Genomic DNA, 17744 nt, shown 5'->3' on the forward strand with positions numbered 1-17744 from the left:
GCGGGGCCGCGCAGGATCAGGCCGTGGCGCCGCGAAAGCGCTGCGCCGCCTGGCGGCTGACCTCGGCCAGCAGTTGCTCCTCGCGCTGGCGCTCGCGCAGCCAGCGCGCATCGTTCTGGCCCGCTTCGACCTCGGTGCGTAGCATGTGCATGGCGCTCGATGCGCCTTGCACGGCGGCGTGGCCGGCGATCTTGTCCATGGTCTTGAGGATGTGCTCGCGCAGCGGCATGTGGTCGCCCGTGGCAGGGTCCACGTACACCGCGTCCATGCCGAAGCGGCAGGCCTGGAAGCGGTTGTAGGTGTAGACCAGGTAGTCGTCCTCGGTGGGCATGAAGGGCTGCTCGGCCAGAAACCAGGCGCCCAGCGACTGCACGTAGCCCGCCAGCGCGGCGGCGCGCTCGATGGTGAGCGGGGTGTCGAACACGCGGATCTCGATGGTGCCGAACTCGGGCTTGGGGCGGATGTCCCAGTAGAAGTCCTTCATGCTCTTGACCACGCCGGTGCGCGTCATCTTGTCGAAGTAGGCGGTGAAGTCCTCCCACGTGAGCGCCAGCGGGGCGCGGCCCGAGAGCGGAAACGCGAACACCGAGTTCAGGCGCGCAGAGTCGAACGCCGTGTCCTGCCCCTGCACGTAGGGGCTCGATGCCGACAGCGCGATGAAGTGCGGGATGTAGCGCGACATGCGGTGCAGCATGAGCAGCGCGGCGTTCGCGTCGGGGCAGCCGATGTGCACGTGCTGGCCGAAGATGGTGAACTGCTTGGACAGGTAGCCGTACAGCTCCGACAGCTCGCGAAAGCGCGGCTTGTCGTAGATGCGCCGCTCGTGCCATTGCTGGAACGGGTGCGTGCCGCCGCCCACCACGGCGATGTTGAGCTTGTCGGCGCTTTTGACCAGCGCGTCGCGGATGGGCGTGAGCTGGCCCAGCACCTCGCTGCTGGAATGGCAGATGCCCGTGGAGATCTCGATCATGCTGTTCGTCATCTCGGGCACCACGCTGCCGGGCAGCGGGGTTTTCTTCATGAGGCGCAGCATGTCCTCGGCATAGGGGGCCAGGTCGTAGTCGTTGGTGTTGACGAGCTGCAGCTCCAGCTCGACGCCCAGCGTCAGCGGTTCGGAATGGTTGAAGGCTTCAAGACTCACGATGGGGTGTCTCCGTTGTGGCCACGGGTCGTCAGTGGCGCCCAGGGTTTAGAGCTCTCGCCCGCGCGGTAGATGGCCACGGTGGCGATCACGGCGCCCAGTACTTCCATGAGCAGGATGGCGGGCAGCGCCACGCCGGCGATCACATGGCCCGTGGAGGGCGAGGCGAGCACGAACTGCGAGGCAATCAGCAGCGCGATGGACGACATCGGCGTCATGGCGCAGCCCACCCACAGGGCCTGCTTCCAGCTGGCGCCGCTGCCCACGTTGCCCAGGGCGACACCCGTGGCCTTGGCCAGCAGGCGCACGGCGATCAGTGCCAGCACGACGCCCGCCACCGGCGCGCTCCAGTCCGCCTGGGCGGCCACGGTGGACACCAGCACGAACATCAGCATGGTCAGCAGCGAGGACGCATTGCCCAGCTGGCGCGGCCATGCCCAGGGGCGCGGGTTGAGCTGCTTGAGCAGCATGCCGCCCAGCAGCGCCGCCAGCGGCGCCGAACCGCCCATGTGCGCCGCCACGGCGGTGCCCGCCGCCACCAGCGCGAGGAACAGCATCGAGGTGTTCTCGCTCGTGGGGCTCATGAAGCGCAGCGCCATGCGCAAGACCAGCGCCAGCACGGCCGCCACCACGATGGAAACGCCCAGCACCACGATCACCGGGTACACGGTTTCCACCACGGTGAGGCTCTGGCGGTTGATCAGCTCGGCCTTCGCGCTGCCCAGCGTCAGCGCATACAGGGTGGACAGGGTGGTGAGCACGATGGCGCGCTCCGTCACCGGGCCGGCCGCGCGGGTGTCCGCCACCACGCGCGTGAGCACGGCGGGCGATGCCGCCAGGGCCACCAGCGCCAGCGGGCCGGCCACCTGCGGGGGCAGGTTCAGCCACACCAGCACCCAGTACACGGCAAAGTAGGTCAGCACGGATTCGGCAATGCTCTGCACCAGCACCATGGGGTTGTGGCGGAACCAGCGCAGCGGGATGCGGCCACCGCATTCAAAGAGCACCAGGGCGATCCCCAGCTCCAGCAGGAACAGGCCGATACCCTGCAGCGGCCACACGGCGCCGCTGAAGCCTGCGAGCCCGGCGGCGGTGCCCACCAGCGAGTAGCCCAGCACCTTGGGCAGGCCGGTGTGGCGCTGCGTGAGATAGCCCACCATGGCCGCCACCGCGAGCAGCAGCGACCATTGCACCGTGGGCAACCCGGCCGAGGGGCGCAGCCATTGCGCCCAGAAGCTCAGGATTTCATTCATGTTTCGGGACCTCTGCGTCAGACGGGCTGGCCCGTCGGTGTGAAGGAGCGGGCGCACACCGCCTCCGCGGGGGAAGGGGTGCGCCTGGCGTGGCCTGAATTTACAGGCGGAAACAAAACGTCTCTGTAGGACAGGGGCGGCGCTTGGTTCCACCCGCCGCTGCGCCTCAGGGCGCGGTGCGGCGTTCGGGCATGAAAAAACTCAGGGGCGCCGAACGCATGCGCGCGCGGATCGCCGCGTAGATGCGCGACCGGTCCACGCCGCTCACGCTCTGCGCGCGCAGCGCGAGGCTGAAGGCCAGGTAGAAACTGACGGTGACATTCAGCGCGCCCAGCAAGGGAAGCGACGCCACGGCCCACCAGAAGGCGGGCATGTGCAGCACTCCCAGACCCAGCGCGGCGCTGGCCGCGCCCACCTGGCCTGTGGACAGTGTGACATGGCGCACATCCAGGGCCAGTCCGAAAAACCCTGCAAAGGCCGGGACGAGCCCCAGCATGAAGCCCAGCGAGATGTTGGCCGCGAAGCCCGAGAGGTTCTCGCGCAGGAAACGCGCCCAGCGGGCGGCCCGCTCCGTGCCCAGCATGCGGGTGATGCGCGGGTTGTAGTGCATGGCCGAGTCCAGGCGGTTGAGCACGAACCAGTTCTCGGTCCAGCCCGCGATGATGCTGGAGGCGAACAGCAGCACCCCGGTGAATGCCGCGAAGAGCAGCGACGGGCCCAGCAGGTGCAGGGACTCGAACACGTGCGCTGCCTCGCGCTCGCTGATGGCCGGGCTGCCGGTGGCCAGCGCGATCAGCATGGCCAGCCCGAGCACCGCCGGGAACACCACGAACACATTGCCCAGCACGGCGGCCACCTGGGAGCGCACCAGGTGCGTGATCTCGTCCACGAACGACTCGATGGCGTCGCTGGCGCCCAGCTCCTTGAGCTTTGCGGCCATGGCGGGCGCCGTCATCGCGGGCTGCTTGGTCGCCACGGTCAGGTGCAGCAGCTGGATCAGCACGAACGTGACGGCGTAGTTCACGCCCGCCCAGAAGCCGCCCCAGAAGGCCGACAGCGCCAGCGCATAGAGGCCGAACTTGGCCAGCGTGGTGAAGGCCATGACCGCGCCGCCCCCTGCCGCCTTGCGGACCATGGCCCGGTACTCGGCCGCGGTGCGCGTGATGTAGTGTTCGCCGGTTTCCGCGCTGCGCTCGACCACCTTGGCCGCCAGCAGCGAGGAGTTGGACGCCAGCAGGGCGCGCAGGCTGCGCCGTTCCTGGCCCACCATCACCAGGCGCGCCATGAGCCGGGCGGCGGTGACGGACGGCTTGGGCGACAGCAGGCAGTCCAGCAGCTCGCGCACGCGCAGGATGCGCTCGCGCAGTTGCCGCAGGCGGAAGACCAGGCCCACGGAGATGCCGTTGTCCTCGAAATGGGTGTAGACCGTGGCGGCCGCGGCGCGGCAGGCCTCCAGCCGCTCGCGCAGGCGCTGCGCGGCCTCGTTGAGCCGGTCTGGAGTGCGCAGCGCATGCAGCACCTCCACGCGCAGGCTTTCCACGTCGCGGATCAGGGCATGAAAGGGCTGGGCTTCGCGGGCGGATTCGCTCATGCGCAGGCGCAGCTCGGGTGCGAAGCCCGTGGAGAGAATCTGTCCGGCGCAGTAGGTGATGGCATCCAGCAGGGCCCGTTGCCAGCGCGAGGGGCCCGGGTTGCCTTCGGTGCTGGGGGGCGCCAGCAGCGCCACAAGGCGGGTGAGCTGTGTCTCTTCCAGGGCCGACAGCCATTGCGCGTCGAACTCCCCGGGCAGGGCCAGCATGAACAGCTCGGACGCGTCGATGGTTTCAGGGCTGCCCGGCAGCAGCTTGGTGCGCAGGCGTTCGGCCAGCTCGCTGACCAGCGCGGTGCGGGGCGCGAAGCCGAAATCCGCCAGCAGGGTGGTGATGTCCACCTGGTCGACCAGCGTGGCCCACCACGCCTGAAGCCGCAGCTGGATGTCGGGCCGTGCCTGCACCGCATCCAGGAAGAGCTGCACGCGGCCCACGGCGGAGGCCACGGAGTCGCGCTCGCCCCGCACCCAGTCCAGCAGGTGGATGAGCCACAGGTGGCGGTGCGCGAGGTCGGCTGCCGGATCCAGCGCCGACAGCAGGCTGGCCAGGTCCGGGGTGGTCTTGCCACGCTTCAATGCAGCACCCGACCGCTCAGCGGCTCACCCGACGGGCCGTGGTTGATCGCTTCCAGCACGAAGAGCGGCACGGGCGTGTTGAAAGGCTCCCCGTCTTCCGCCACGCAGTGGAACGTCCCGTGCATGGTGCCGCTGGCGGTGCGCAGCCGGCATCCGCTGGTGTACTGGAACGATTCACCGGGCTTGAGCAGCGGCTGGTGGCCCACCACGCCCAGGCCCTTGACCTCCTCGGTGTGGCCGCGGGAATCGCTGATGATCCAGTGGCGCGAAATCAGCTGTGCTGGCGCTTCCCCCGCATTGGTGATGGTGATCGTGTAGGCGAAGCTGAACACGCCGGTGTCCGGGGCGGACTGCTCGGGCAGGTATTCGGGGCGCACCTCCACGGCGAACTGGTACTTTGGCATGGGGCGAATGGTAAGCCAATGGTGCAGAAACCCCGCGTGCCCGGGGCCAGAGTGCGCGGCGGCGCCCGGGCGGGGGCACGTCGCGTGCACGCAGCGCAATAGGCGAGGCTTGCCCTGTGGAACCGCTGAACTGCGACAATTGCCCCCATGAGCCGTTCTTTCCGCATCGCCCCCTCCATCCTCTCCGCCGACTTCGCCCGCCTGGGTGAAGAGGTGCGCAATGTCATCGCCGCTGGCGCGGACTGGATTCACTTCGACGTGATGGACAACCATTACGTACCCAACCTGACCTTCGGCCCCATGGTCTGCCAGGCACTCAAGCCGCATGCCCGGACCGCCGCCGGCGTGCCCGTTCCGGTGGACGTGCACCTGATGATCGAGCCCGTGGATGCGTTGGCCGCCGCGTTCGCCGACGCCGGGGCCGACTACATCAGCTTCCATCCGGACGCTTCGGCCCATGTGCACCGCAGCATCCAGGCCATCCGCGCCAAGGGCGTGAAGCCCGGGCTGGTGTTCAACCCGGCCGCGCCGCTGGATGTGCTCGACTGGGTGATCGACGACATCGATCTGATCCTCATCATGAGCGTGAACCCAGGGTTTGGTGGCCAGAGCTTCATCGACTCGGCGCTGCGCAAGATCGAGGAGGTGCGCCGCCGCATCGATGCCACGGGCAAGGACATCCGCCTCGAGGTGGACGGCGGCATCAAGACGGACAACATCCGCCGTGTGGCGGATGCGGGCGCCGATACGTTCGTGGCGGGCAGCGCCATCTTCGGCAAGCCAGACTACCAGGGCGTTATCGACGCCATGCGCGTGCAGCTGGCCTGACGTCCACGGCGGCTGGCCAGGCCGCGCCGCTGCGGCCTGCCGCGGCACGATTACCAATACGGGGCTGCCACTGCCTATTGCGGCACGACGGTGGTCGTGGTGGATTCACGCAGCACCCCGCCACCGGGCACCGAGCCGCTGGCCGGGCTGTTCTGGATGCGGCGCACGCATTCCGTCTGCTCCGCCGCCGTCGGGAACGCCGCGCAGCGCTGCGTGGCGTTGTCCGTGGCGGCGGCGCCCGGGTTGCTCAGCTGCCCCTTGCGGGACGCGTCCAGCGCGTTGTTCGCCTCGCGCAGGCAGGTCGCGAGGCTGTCCTGGGTGTTGTTGGTCATGCACTTCTCGCGCTCCTGCTCGTAGCGCGCACGGGCATCCGGGGGCGGCGTCTGGGCGAGGGCGCCTGCGCAGGCTGCCAACAGGGTCGCCGTGAGGACGGGGGCAAAAAAAGCGGTGCGGGTCATGTAAGGGCTCCTGGCAATCTCGGTAATCACAAACGGGCTGGCTTCAGCGTAGCCCCGAGCGCCTTGCGACCCTGTCAGACACCGCCTCCCGCCTCCGTGCGCCCTCGCGCCTTTTTACGGGGGCATGCATTGCCCGCGAGGGGCTGCGGGCAGGCATGGCAGCCCCCGCGGAATTCGCGGAAAATCGCGGCTATTCCGAACATTCATGCAAGACCGAATTTCCTGGACCCAAGCTGCCCTGGCACGCATCCTGCGGCCAGCGGTGCGCCTGGCCCTGGCGATGGGCCTGAAGCACCCGCAGCTCGAAGAGGTGCTGCGCGACCTTTTGGTCGACGAGGCACGGAATCTATGGCTCGCGAAGGATGGGGCGAAACCCCATCTCAGCCAGCTGGCCACCACGACCGGGCTCAATCGCAAGGACGTGACAGCCCGGGTGCGCGACACGCGCTCCGTGTTGCCTGCCACCGAGGGTTCTGCGGCGGCGAAGGCCTACACGGCCTGGCTCCAGGTGGTCTCGGAAGATGAATCGCAGCGCACATTGCCCTTGGCGGATTCTGGGAAGGGCCATTCCTTCGAACTGCTGTCCCGGTTCGCGACCCGTGGCAATGTCCACCACCGCACCGTGCTGGAAGAGTTGCTGAGGCTGAACCTGGTCGCTCTCTCGGACGACGAGGTCCACTTGCTGGGGGACAGCTTTTTGCCCACCACCAGCGTGCGCGACATGCTCGCCTTCCTGGGAGACAACGTGCGAGACCATCTGCAGGCCGCGGTATCCAACACGCTGGGCCAGCAGCCCCGCATGCTGGAGCGCGCGGTCTATGCCTCCGGCTTGACACTGGAGGACTGCGAGCGCATACATCAGGTCGCGCGCCAGCACTGGGAGGCGACCCACCATCTGCTCGTGCGGGAGATGACGGACGCCGTGGAACAGAGCGACGGGAAGGGGGCGGGGCGCATGCGTGTCGGGATCTACGCCTACTACGAGGACGAGCGGGACCTGCCCCCAGGCACCGAGGCGTCCTTGATGCCTGTGCAAGGTGCCGGTTCGCCGAAAGTACCTGATCCATTGAAAGTAAAACGGTGAGATACCCATGCATGTGCTCATCCGATCAGCCCTGCTGACCCTGTGGCTCGTGTTGGCCGCCTGTGGCGGCGGATCGCAGGAGGGCCCCGCGCCGGCTGGGGTGGGGGGCAACGGTGGAATCTCCGGTACAGACACTGGGACTGGTGCCGGCACAGGCACGGGCACGGGCACGGGCGATGGGGTGGGCGATGGTGTTGCTGCCGCCCCAGGGGACGCGGGCGGCGTGGGCTCCGGAGGCACGGGGGTGACGGCTTCCGCCGTGGGCATCGGCGTTGCGGACGGTTTTGGCAGCGTGATTGTCAATGGCGTGCGATTTGCCACCGACACTGCGCAGATCACGACAGAGGATTCGGACGCGTTGCGCCTGGGGATGACCGCGTTGATCAGCGGCTCCATTCGGCCAGACCTGGCGACGGGGGTCGCGACCAGCGTCCTTTCGGTCCCCGAGTTCCGGGGGCCGGTCACGGCACTGAACGTGGCCGCGGGCGAATTCGAAATCTGGGGGAACCGGATTGCGGTGGATACAACCACGGTGTACGACGGCCTGGCGGGACTGTCCTCGGTGGCGGTGGGCACCACCTTGCAGATCTATGCGCTGCCAGTGGGGGATGGCCGGTGGCGTGCGAGCCGGGTCGAACGCAAGGACCCGGGCATGCCGTTGATCATGGCGGGTGCCATTGAACAGCTTGATGGTGCTTCCAGGACCTTCCGGCTGGGCGGCCATCTGGTGAGCTACGCGGCCGCGTCTTTCAAGGGCACGTTGCTCGGCACTGCATTGGCCAATGGCATGGTGGTGTACGTGCGGGCCATGGCGCCGCCCGTTGATGGCGTGCTGAACGCTCAACAGATCCGGCGAGGCCACACCTTGCCCACGGCGGGGAGCTTCGCGGCCAACCTGCTGGGCATCGTGTCGAACTTCAGTCATCTGAATGCCGAGTTCTCGCTGTACGGAACGCGGGTGAATGCCGCGTCCGCGCTCATCACGGGCGGGCCCGCCACGGCCATTGGAAATGGCGTCAAGCTCGAAGTCGCCGGAACGATGTCCGGCGGTGTGCTGGTGGCCCAGCGGGCGCGCATTCGCCATGTGCCGGGGACGGGCGGGCTTGCCACCTTTGAGCTGATCGGTGCCATTGGGCAGTATCGGTCCATCCATGACTTCCGTGTGAACGGACAGCCCGTGAATGCCTCCGGTGAGGGCGTGGTGTTCGCCAACGGGACGGCGAAGGGTTTGCGCAATGGCGTTCGCGTGACGGTGCGAGGCCGCCAGGTGGTTTCCGGGGTACTTCAGGCCACCGAAGTTCAATTCGAGTGATGCCCTGGGGCGCACCCGGACCGGGTGCTGCGCAGGCATCTCGCAACGCGCTGTGGCGCAGCCGCGGGAACGTGGTGCGCGGTGGCCGGTGCAACCCCGCTGCCCCCCGTTGCGCGTGGGGCGAAGGCGTCAGCCCAGGCGCTGAAAGGTCAGGACGAAGGCCACGCCATCGGCCGTATTGCGCGCGTTGACGGTGCCGCCCATCTTGGCCATGTAGGTCTTGGCCACGAACAGGCCCTGGCCCCGGTGCCCGGTCTCGCCCTCGGGCATGGGCAGGCTGGGGTCGGAGACGCCCAGCTCGAAAATGCGCCCCAGCAGATCCTCGTCGATGGTGGCGCCCTGGTTGTGCAGCGTGGCGCTGGCGGTGGATTCGGAGGCCGCCAGCGTCAGCGTGATCGCCGTGCCCGCCGGGCGGTAGCGGTCGGCGTTGCGCAGGATGTGGGTCACCACGTCCTCCAGCGCAAACTCGTCCGCCCGCACGATGACAGGCCCCGCGCCGCCTTCATAGACCACCTGGTCGATGCCGGCAAAGTGCGCGTTGCCGGCCACATGGCGCAGGAAGGCGTCCAGGTCCAGCCGCCCCTGCGGCACGTCCGCCGCCTGCAAGGCCTCCGCCGGGGATGCAGTGCCATAGAGCACGTGCACCGCCTGCTGCATGCGCTGGATGTAGCGGTGGCCCGGGTCGCTTGCGCCGCCGTGCAGCACCATGAGCGACTGCAAGGGGGACATGATCTCGTGCCCCACGGCATGCCACATGTCGCGCTCCTGCTGGGCGCGCAACTGTTCGCGCTGGATATCGTCCTTCACACGCTGGAGCAGGTCGGCCAGGCCGCCAGCCAGAATGCCCAGTTCGTCCGATCCGCGCAGGTCCGATACGTCCAGGTCGCCCAGGCGCGGGCCGATGTGCCCCTCCTGCACGTTGTACGAAACCGCTGCCGCGCGGCGGGTGAGGGCGGTCACGCGGCGGATGAGGCCCACCTCCACCACCAGCCAGGCCAGCGCGATGGCCGCGAGCATGGCGCCCAGGTACCACGACATGCGGGTGGCCACGGCGGCAAGGCCCTGCTCCACGCCGCGCAGGTTGCCGGTAAAGGTGACGGCATAGTTGCCCGCCGGGGTGTCCAGAATGTCGAGGCCGGCCGGTACCGGCTGCGCCTGATGATCGCCAGCGGCCTGCCACTCCAGCGGCAGCCAGCTGATGAGGCGCAGCAGCCAGGGCGCCGACGGATCTGCCTGCACCTCGGAGCCCTTGAGCGTGATCGCTTCGCTGTCGCTCGTGCCCAGCTTGCGGATCTGTACCTGTTCGCCAGGCAGCAGGGTGCGCGCCACGTCGGCCAGCGATGCGGCGGCCTGGGCTCCGGGGGCGTTGCTGTCGAACAGGGGCGCAGCCGCACCGGGCGCCAGCATTTCCACGCGCACGCGCATGCTGCCCAGATCCTGTGGCGGCCAGACCAGGCGCTGCTTGTCAAACAGCGCTTCGCGGAACAGCTCCACGGGAAGGCGGATGGAGTAGAAGGTGCGGCGCAGGCAATCGGGCGCGGCGCCTGCGAGGTCCCGGCACTGGCCGTTCTGCCAGAGCCAGCCGCGAAAATCCCGCACCGGCCGGGCGCGGGCGTCCAGGGATTCCTCGCCACCGTCCACAAAACCCGTCAGGCGGCCCCGGGTGCTGATCGTGCCCTGGGGGGGCAGTGCTTCAAAGGGCGCGACCCAGCGGGATGTGGCGCCGCGCATGTCCAGCGTGACGCGGGCGCGGTGCACCGCCTGCAGGTCCAGGGCACCACGTTCGCGCGGCACCAGCGCGCCCGCGTAGAAGCTGCCCACCAGATAGATGAAGCCCCCGGCATACGGGTTGTTGCCGATGGCCGCGCAGACCGACGCGCCGTCGGGGTACTGCACCGCGCAGCCCGCCATTTCCACGGCCTGCTGGGCCTTGTTCTGGTCGTCGAAGTCCAGCGCCGCATAGGGCAGCAGCAAGGGTGCGAGCGGTGCCGGGGCCGAACCCCGGCTGCCCGCGTTGAGCAGGGCCAGCTGCCCCGAGGGGTGGCGCAGGCGGGCCATGACCTCGGACTGGCTGCGCGCGAAGCCGTGCCGGTAGCTTTCCCAGCCACGCTCCTTTTCTTCCTTGAGCAGCACCACGCTCAGCGCGACGGTGGCCAGCGCCAGCAGCACAAACACACCGCGCACCAGAATCCGCAGCCGGAAGGCGGGCAGGCCCAGGCGGGGCATTTCCAGCTTGGGGATGTCGAGCGTGGGGCGCAGCGGGCGTTTCATTTCAGGTCCCCCTGCGTGAAAGCACTGCACACGGCGTCTGAACCCGGCGCGGCCCAGGCCAGGGCCGCCGTGCAAGGGCCGCCCCGCCGCACTGGCGGCGTCCCCCTTCCTGAATGGCGCAGCCGTTCGAGAGAAGGGGGAAGCGGCGAAGCCGCTCAGGGGGATGCCTCACTTGCCTACCCAGCGAAAGCCCCGCATGGGCACGTTTTCAATGCCTTCGAAGGCGGGGTCCACCTCGCGCAGGGCTTCGCGGATGGTGCTCACATGCTTGCGCACGTTGTCCCGGTTGCGCCCGCTCTTGACCACCTCGAACAGCTCGTCGTACGACACGACCTCGCCGCTGCGCTGGTGCAGCGTGGCCAGGATGCGCTGGGCCGTCAGCGGCAGGTTGATGCGCTCGCCGCGCCAGGTGGGCGTGCGCTGCCACAGCGGGTCCAGTACCAGCGCATCCGGCGCCGGCGCGGACAAGGACGTGGCGGCGTTCGCCGGGGCCTGCGTGGTGCGCAGGATGTCGAGGAAGGTCTCGATGAAGTCGGCCTCCTCGAACGTGGTCTTCTGCAGGTAGTCCCACGCGTCCAGCGCCTTCATGATGCTGCGGTAGATGGCGGCGGGCATGGCCGACACCACCAGTACCGGCGTGCCCTGGCGGCGCTTGTTGATGGCGTTGATGAGCGCCACGCCCGCATGGCGCTCGCGGCCCAGTTCGATGTCGAGCACCACGGCGTGGTAGTGCTCGCGCGCCAGGGCGGCTTCGGCGTCGTCGCGCGTGAACCACTGGTCGATCACGATGCCGTTTTTCGCACTGGCAATCCAGCCCGCCAGCTGGTTGCTGGTGGGCAGGTCGTCTTCGATCACGGCGATGCGGGTCATGGGCGGAGCGCGGAGTAAGGGTGCGTCGATTATCCGGGGCGCATTGCTTGCCCGGTGTGAAGATTTCTTCCGGGCCCGGAGGGGTTGCGCGGCGGGCGTGAGGGCTTTGGGGGCTGCGCTGCATTGTTGCTTCCGGGGTGAATCCGAAGAATCAGTCGCCAATGAGCAGCCCGGTTGGGCCGCTCAGAAGCAGACAACAAATTCACCACCCAAGAGAGAGAAACACCATGAAAACCGCCTGGAACCGCATCGTGCAAGCCCTGCGTGGCCGCAACGCCGCCGCCCACCCGCTGGACGCCCGTGCCGAAGGGCCGCAAGCTGCGGCACCTGTGGAAGCCGACGCCCCCACGCCAGCACCCGCGGCCGAAGGGCGCATCCACTGGGCCTACCTGCTGCCCACGGCCAGCACGGCGCGCTGGATGGCGGCCGCAGCCGTGGTGGTGGCCGCCGGTGCCCTGGTGGTGCGCCACCCACCGGTGCAGCAACTGGGCCAGGGCGAGCTGGCGGTCCGCATGAACGAGTTCACCGGTTCGGTGAGCCAGTGGCGCGACGGCAGCATGTGGGTGGTGCCGGGCCTGCACAGTGTGCGCATCTTCTCCTTGCGGGATCAGAGCTATCGCCCTGAAGCGATGCGCCAGGCCAACGGCAGCGCACCCCTGCAATCGGTGGAAGGCCTGTCGTTCGGGCTCGACCTGAGCGTGCGCTACGCGCTCGATCCGGCCTCCGACGCCGTCCGGGCCGGCCGCTTGCCCGATGACGTGGACGCCGACATCGTGGCGCCTGCCGTGCAGGGCTTGGTCTACAGGGTGTTTGCCCGCTACACGGTGCGCGAGATTTTCTCGTCCAAGCGCACCGAAATCGCGCAGACCATTGAAGCCGAACTGCGCACCCGCCTGGCCGCCGAAGGCGTGCTGCTGCGCCATGTGCAGATCGGCAAGGTGGACCTGCCCGCCGAATACCGCCGTGGCATGGACAGCCTGCTGGCCGAGGAGCTGGCGTCCGAGAAGATGCGCTACACGCTGGAGCTCAAGGACAAGCGCGTGAAGGAGACCGAGCTCGACGCCAGCGCCGACAAGGTGCGCCGCGAGGTGGCTGCCGAAGCCGCCGCCCGCGAGCAGGTGATCGCCGCCCGCGCCCAGGAAGAGGCCATGAAGCACGTGCTGCCCTTCAAGCAGCGCCAGATCGAGCAGCGCCAGCTGGAGGCCGAGGCCGAGAAGGTCTCGCGCATCAAGGCCGCGGAGGGCAGCGCCCAGGCGCGCCGCATCGAAGCCAACGGCGAGGCCGATGCGCGCCAGAAGCTGGCCGAGGCCGAGGCCTATCGCATGGACCGCATCGGCAAGGTCAACGCCGAGCAGATGGCGCGCGAAGGCGCCCTGGTCACGCGCCACCCGTTGCTGATCCAGAAGACGCTGGCCGACAAGCTGTCGGACAAGATCCAGGTCATCATCGCGCCCCCGCCGACCAATGGCGATTTCATCGGTGCGGCACTGCTGGGCGGCAACCGCAATGCCCAGGCCGTGGCCGCGCAGGCTGCCGCCGGTGCCGACGACACCGCCACGACCCCCGCCACGGAGCAATGAACATGGACCGCACCACCCTCACGCTCGTCGCAGCCATCGCCTCTGCCGCCGCCATGGTCGCCACCGCCGCCGTGCCCCCCGCGCCCGCCAGCACATTCGGCAGCGCCATCGTCGTGCAGGACCAGGCCAGCCTGCGCGCCGCCCCGCGCGACTCGGCCCAGCAGCAGTCCGCCCTGTGGCAGGGCGAGGTGCTCGAGGTGCGCGGCGAGCGCCTCGACTACCTGCAGGTCTGGGATCACAAGCGCGAACGCGGCGGCTTCATCCGCGCCAGCGACGTGCGCCGCGTGGCGCTCGATGAAGCCGAAGGCCCGGCGCTGCTGTCGGTGCTGCGCTTCGTGCGCGACAGCCCGGGGGCCGAGGCGCTGGGCGTCGGCATCACCGCCGCCTACCTGCAGGCGGCGCCGGCCAGTGCGCTGGCCGGCGTGCAGGGCGCCCAGGCCTTCGACGCACTGGGCATGCTGGCCGACCGGCTGGCGCGCCGCGCCTCGGTCGCTGCGCCCGGCAAGGCCTCGGGCGCCACGCTGTCGGCGCACCTGGATGTCGCCAACGGCTACGGCGTGCGCTTCACGACCTACGAGGTCGAAGGCCGCATGCAGGTCTGCTACGACGGCGAGGCCTTCCGCCGCGTGCTGGCCATGCCCGTGGCCGATGCCGAGCAGCGCGCCCGCGCGGCACTGGCCCTGACGCGGCCCGAATGCGTGAACCCCGACCTGCCGCCGCACGAGCGTGCCCGCGTGCAGGAATGGCAGTCCGATGTGCTCGAACGCGTGGACGTGGCCGGCCTGCCCTCCTATGTGCGCAACCGCATCCAGGTGCGCCGTGCCAGTGTGTGGAGTGCCCTGGCCTTCCAGCAGGCGCGCAAGGATGCCGTCGGCCCGGCCGTGGCCGCTGCTGCGGCCCGCGCCCTGGCCGAGTTCTCCGGTGTGAGCAAGAACGACCTGCCCGACGAGGACCAGCCGGCCTACAACGACGCCGCCATGCGCGTGGGCGCCGTGCGCTGGGCCCTGGTGCCCGCCAGCCTGCCGGTGGCCCAGGGCAGCCGCCCGGGCATCGTGACCGAGCCCGGTGCGCCCGGCGAGACCTGCGTGCTGCTGGTCGATGCCCACAGGGGCGTGAAGACCCCGTGGCTGCGCCGCTGCACCTACGGCGTGGTCTGGGCTGCCTCTGCCAGCGTGAACCGCGAGGGCACGGCCGTGGCCCTGGCCGTGCAGCCGCTGGAAGGCTGGCGCGAGCTGTGGGTGATGCGCAAGACCGCCGAGGGCTGGCTGGTCGACGTGCTGCCCCCCGCCGCCACGGCGCCCGAAACCGGCGTGGCCGAGTGGGCTGGCTGGGTGCCCGGCGGCCAGCAGATGCTGGTGGCACGCGAGGCCCGGGGCCAGGGCCGCTACCGCAAGAGCTTCGAGATCGTGCGCCTGGAAGGCCTGGCCACCGAGCGCGTGACGGGTGACGTGGCCGCGCTGCCCCTGTTCCAGCGCTGGCAGGACCCGGCCTGGAAGCGCCAGACACTGAGCTTGAGATGAGCACCCCTGAGTCGCTTCGCGCCTTCCCCCTCTCTCAGATTGCTTCGCAATCTGAGCGGGGACGCTCCCAGCGCGGCGGGGCGTCCCTTGCGCGGGAGCACTGGTTTTGGCCGCGCCAGTTTCACGGGGCAATGGCCATGCATGGCTTTCGCGATGTGCGACGAAGATGGGCCCTTTAAAATCCAGGCAGGCCGGGCAAGATGCCCGGCCTTTCCTCGTCTGCACTGCAAGGTTTTTTTCGCATGTCCACATCCTCGCCCCTGTCCGCCCTGTTGTCCCGCGTGGACGCCGCCATCGTGGACCTGGACGGCACCATGGTGGACACGCTCGGGGACTTTGCCGAGGCGCTCAACCGCATGCTGCGCGAACTGGCGCTGCCACCCATCGAGGCACCCTCCATCGAGCGCATGGTGGGCAAAGGCTCGGAGCACCTGCTGCGTTCGGTGCTGGCCCATGTGCTGGCATCCGAGGGCCAGCCGGCCGAGGCGGCGCAGGTCGAATCGCTGTACCCCGCGGCCTGGGCCAGCTACCAGAAGCACTACCTGGCCATCAACGGCCAGTATGCGCAGGTGTACCCCGGCGTGGTGGCCGGCCTGCAGGCGCTGCAGGCCGCGGGCCTGCGCCTGGCCTGCCTGACCAACAAGCCCCTGGATTTCGCCGTGCCCTTGCTGAAGGCCAAGGGGCTCGACGGCTACTTTTCGCAGGTGTTCGGTGGCGACAGCTTCGCGCGCAAGAAGCCCGATCCGCTGCCCCTCGTCAAGACCTGCGAGGCCCTGGGCACCGCGCCCGCGCGCACGCTGATGGTCGGCGATTCCAGCAACGATGCGCAGGCCGCGCGCGCCGCCGGCTGCCCCGTGGTGCTGGTGACCTACGGCTATAACCACGGCCAGCCCGCGCGGGCGGTGGATGCCGATGGTTTCGCGGATGCGCTGAGCGCGTTCGCGGGCTGATCAGGCCGCGATACGGCGCTGCGCAGCCGTTGGCAGCACCCGTGCGCTGCCGGCTGTACGGGCCGGTGGTGCCGTGGTGACGAGTGCCGCATGCGCTGGCGCGCCAGCGGCAGCGTCGCTGCCCAGCCGGAACACGGCCACGGCATCGACCAGCTGGCCTGCCTGGGTCTTGAGGCTGTCGGCCGCTGCGGCGCTTTGCTCCACCAGCGCCGCGTTCTGCTGCGTGGCCTGGTCCATCTGCGTGATCGCATCACCCACCTGGGATACGCCCTGGCTCTGCTCGCTGCTGGCCGCGCTGATCTCGCCCATGATGTCCGTCACGCGGCGGATGGCCCCGACCACCTCGGTCATCGTGGCGCCCGCCTTGTCCACCAGCGCGGTGCCCTGTTCCACGCGCTCCACGCTGGTGCCGATCAGGGCCTTGATCTCCTTGGCAGCCTCGGCGCTGCGCCCGGCCAGGCTGCGCACCTCGCCGGCCACCACGGCGAAGCCCCGGCCCTGCTCGCCCGCGCGTGCCGCCTCCACCGCAGCGTTGAGCGCCAGGATGTTGGTCTGGAACGCGATGCCGTCGATCACGCTGATGATGTCGGCGATCTTGCGGCTGCTGTCGTTGATGCCCTTCATGGTGTCCACCACCTCGGCCACCACGTCGCCGCCCTGCTGGGCGACGGTGGAGGCGCTCATCGCCAGCTGGTTGGCCTGGCGCGCGTTGTCCGCGTTCTGGCGCACCGTGGAGCCCAGCTGTTCCATCGAGGCGGCCGTCTGCTGCAGCGCCGAGGCCTGCTGCTCGGTGCGGGCCGACAGGTCGTTGTTGCCCGAGGCGATTTCGGCACTGGCGGTGGCCACGCCTTCGGCGCTGTGGCGCACATTGCCCACGATGGTGGCCAGGCGCGATTGCATGGTGGACAGCGCCTGGAGCAGCTGGCCTGTCTCGTCGCCGCCATGGGCCTCGATGGCGTGCGTGAGGTCGCCGCTGGCAATGCTCTCCGCCGCCTGCTTGCCCCGCTGCACGGGCCGAACGATCGAGCGCGTGACCGTCCAGGCCAGCAGGGCCCCCAGCGCCACCGCCACCAGGGTGCCCACGCCCAGAAGTGCCTGGCTGGCCTTGGCAAGGGTGCCGGTGTCGGCCTGGCTTTCAGCCAGTTGCGTGGCCATGGCCGTGCGCAGGTCGTCCAGTGACTTCAGGTATTTGTCGGCCAGCGGGCGAAGGTCCTTGTCCACCAGGGCGGGCACGTTCGGCTCGCCGCCCCGGTGCAGTTCGCGGATCTCGGCCTGCTTGTCGTTGTAGGCCGCGCGCGCCGTGGCAATGGCGGCCAGCAGTGCGCGGCCAGGCTCGCCCTGCACCAGCGCCTCGATGCGCTGGACCTTGGCATCCATGCCCTTGGCCGTGGCCTGGGTGTCCGCGGCGAGCTTGTCCATGTAGTCGCGGTCGATGGCCTTGAGGAATGCCTCCGTGCGGACCCAGTTCAGGCGGATGTCGGAGGCCCAGTCTTCCACCAGCATCTGTTGCTCGATCTCCTGCGTGGCGACACGCTCGCTGGCATTCTGCAGGCTGGCGATGCGCCATATGCCGGTGGCTGCGATGAGGGCGGTGATGAGCAGGATGGCCCCAAAGGAAGCGCCCAGGCGCAGGCCGACGGAAAGGTTGCTGAATTTCATGGTGATGGCGGGCGCAAAAAAGGTGTCTGGGGGCGGGGCTGGGGCTCTGGGGTGGCAAGGGCCGTGGCGCATGCGGGTGGCGCAGGGCGCCCGGGCCGGGCTGTGCGTGGCATCACATGGCGCGGGTGGCGCCGCAGGGGCATGCGGTGCAGGTTGCGTCGAAGGCCCGGAATTCCCTGGATCAAAGGTTACGCCCCGGTGCGGCCCGCCGCTGTCGGGCGGGTGACAGCCGCAGGCATGGTTTCATGGG

Annotated in this window: 14 protein-coding genes; 6 read left to right on the forward strand and 8 right to left on the reverse strand. The window is 69.3% G+C overall.

The window, feature by feature from the left end; translation table 11 throughout:
• Positions 1–16: 16 nt before the first annotated feature.
• The 4 genes from AC07OD_RS16830 to apaG all read right to left on the reverse strand — a co-directional run bounded on the left by AC07OD_RS16830 (position 17) and on the right by apaG (position 4962).
• The gene (locus AC07OD_RS16830; protein WP_218296778.1) at positions 17–1141 is read right to left on the reverse strand and encodes a YbdK family carboxylate-amine ligase; all 1125 of its coding nucleotides are present in this window, start codon (positions 1139–1141) and stop codon (positions 17–19) included.
• Complete coding sequence (locus AC07OD_RS16835) at positions 1138–2394, reverse strand: cation:proton antiporter (RefSeq protein WP_218296779.1); 1257 nt, start codon at positions 2392–2394, stop codon at positions 1138–1140. The genes AC07OD_RS16830 and AC07OD_RS16835 overlap by 4 nt, the downstream gene beginning before the upstream one ends.
• A 166-nt stretch (positions 2395–2560) precedes the next feature.
• A complete protein-coding gene (gene tlpB, locus AC07OD_RS16840; RefSeq protein WP_494597588.1) occupies positions 2561–4558 on the reverse strand; it encodes a transporter-like protein TlpB in 1998 nt (665 codons plus the stop codon).
• Positions 4555–4962 (reverse strand): Co2+/Mg2+ efflux facilitator ApaG/CorD, encoded by a 408-nt coding sequence (gene apaG / locus AC07OD_RS16845; RefSeq protein WP_218296781.1) that lies wholly within the window; start codon positions 4960–4962, stop codon positions 4555–4557. Before apaG ends, tlpB begins: the two co-directional genes overlap by 4 nt.
• A gap of 147 nt (positions 4963–5109) precedes the next feature.
• Here apaG and rpe point away from each other — a divergent pair, with 147 nt between their 5' ends.
• The gene (gene rpe, locus AC07OD_RS16850) at positions 5110–5790 is read left to right on the forward strand and encodes a ribulose-phosphate 3-epimerase (protein WP_218341214.1); all 681 of its coding nucleotides are present in this window, start codon (positions 5110–5112) and stop codon (positions 5788–5790) included.
• Positions 5791–5864: 74 nt separating this feature from the next.
• Here the strand turns inward: rpe and AC07OD_RS16855 are convergent, their stop codons facing one another.
• Positions 5865–6248, reverse strand: a complete 384-nt coding sequence (locus tag AC07OD_RS16855) for a hypothetical protein (protein ID WP_218296783.1) — start codon at positions 6246–6248, stop codon at positions 5865–5867.
• Between the two features lie 205 nt (positions 6249–6453).
• On the opposite strand from AC07OD_RS16855, the gene AC07OD_RS16860 reads away from it, so the two are divergent.
• Together AC07OD_RS16860 and AC07OD_RS16865 are read left to right on the forward strand one after the other, a co-directional pair.
• Positions 6454–7332, forward strand: a complete 879-nt coding sequence (locus AC07OD_RS16860; RefSeq protein ID WP_494597589.1) for a DUF6502 family protein — start codon at positions 6454–6456, stop codon at positions 7330–7332.
• A 244-nt stretch (positions 7333–7576) separates the two neighbouring features.
• Positions 7577–8644: a DUF5666 domain-containing protein gene (locus AC07OD_RS16865; protein WP_494597590.1), complete on the forward strand. Its 1068-nt coding sequence runs from the start codon at positions 7577–7579 to the stop codon at positions 8642–8644.
• Positions 8645–8773: 129 nt separating this feature from the next.
• On the opposite strand, the gene AC07OD_RS16870 is transcribed toward AC07OD_RS16865, so the two are convergent.
• Both AC07OD_RS16870 and AC07OD_RS16875 read right to left on the reverse strand, forming a co-directional pair.
• Entirely contained in the window at positions 8774–10915 is a 2142-nt protein-coding gene (locus AC07OD_RS16870; RefSeq protein WP_494597591.1) for a sensor histidine kinase, read from the reverse strand.
• Positions 10916–11083: 168 nt separating this feature from the next.
• Positions 11084–11785, reverse strand: coding sequence for a response regulator transcription factor (locus AC07OD_RS16875; protein WP_494597592.1), 702 nt, complete (start codon positions 11783–11785; stop codon positions 11084–11086).
• A 227-nt stretch (positions 11786–12012) separates the two neighbouring features.
• Between AC07OD_RS16875 and AC07OD_RS16880 the strand changes: the two genes are divergently transcribed.
• The 3 genes from AC07OD_RS16880 to gph all read left to right on the forward strand — a co-directional run bounded on the left by AC07OD_RS16880 (position 12013) and on the right by gph (position 15835).
• A complete protein-coding gene (locus tag AC07OD_RS16880) occupies positions 12013–13365 on the forward strand; it encodes an SPFH domain-containing protein (RefSeq protein ID WP_494597593.1) in 1353 nt (450 codons plus the stop codon).
• A 53-nt stretch (positions 13366–13418) separates the two neighbouring features.
• Positions 13419–14885, forward strand: a complete 1467-nt coding sequence (locus AC07OD_RS16885) for a hypothetical protein (protein WP_494597674.1) — start codon at positions 13419–13421, stop codon at positions 14883–14885.
• A 242-nt stretch (positions 14886–15127) separates the two neighbouring features.
• Entirely contained in the window at positions 15128–15835 is a 708-nt protein-coding gene (gph, locus tag AC07OD_RS16890) for a phosphoglycolate phosphatase (RefSeq protein ID WP_494597594.1), read from the forward strand.
• Here gph and AC07OD_RS16895 read toward each other — a convergent pair whose 3' ends face one another.
• Positions 15836–17494, reverse strand: coding sequence for a methyl-accepting chemotaxis protein (locus AC07OD_RS16895; protein WP_494597595.1), 1659 nt, complete (start codon positions 17492–17494; stop codon positions 15836–15838).
• Positions 17495–17744 lie beyond the last annotated feature (250 nt).

The organism is Acidovorax sp. GW821-FHT10E03, assembly GCF_059415205.1.

Bases quoted from the DNA above. Each gene is read 5' to 3' on its own strand.
- AC07OD_RS16835 (WP_218296779.1), bottom strand. From the start codon at position 2,394: ATGAATGAAATCCTGAGCTTCTGGGCGCAATGGCTGCGCCCCTCGGCC.
- apaG (WP_218296781.1), bottom strand. From the start codon at position 4,962: ATGCCAAAGTACCAGTTCGCCGTGGAGGTGCGCCCCGAATACCTGCCC.
- rpe (WP_218341214.1), top strand. From the start codon at position 5,110: ATGAGCCGTTCTTTCCGCATCGCCCCCTCCATCCTCTCCGCCGACTTC.
- AC07OD_RS16855 (WP_218296783.1), bottom strand. From the start codon at position 6,248: ATGACCCGCACCGCTTTTTTTGCCCCCGTCCTCACGGCGACCCTGTTG.
- AC07OD_RS16860 (WP_494597589.1), top strand. From the start codon at position 6,454: ATGCAAGACCGAATTTCCTGGACCCAAGCTGCCCTGGCACGCATCCTG.
- AC07OD_RS16870 (WP_494597591.1), bottom strand. From the start codon at position 10,915: ATGAAACGCCCGCTGCGCCCCACGCTCGACATCCCCAAGCTGGAAATG.
- AC07OD_RS16875 (WP_494597592.1), bottom strand. From the start codon at position 11,785: ATGACCCGCATCGCCGTGATCGAAGACGACCTGCCCACCAGCAACCAG.
- AC07OD_RS16880 (WP_494597593.1), top strand. From the start codon at position 12,013: ATGAAAACCGCCTGGAACCGCATCGTGCAAGCCCTGCGTGGCCGCAAC.
- AC07OD_RS16885 (WP_494597674.1), top strand. From the start codon at position 13,419: ATGGTCGCCACCGCCGCCGTGCCCCCCGCGCCCGCCAGCACATTCGGC.
- gph (WP_494597594.1), top strand. From the start codon at position 15,128: ATGTCCACATCCTCGCCCCTGTCCGCCCTGTTGTCCCGCGTGGACGCC.
- AC07OD_RS16895 (WP_494597595.1), bottom strand. From the start codon at position 17,494: ATGAAATTCAGCAACCTTTCCGTCGGCCTGCGCCTGGGCGCTTCCTTT.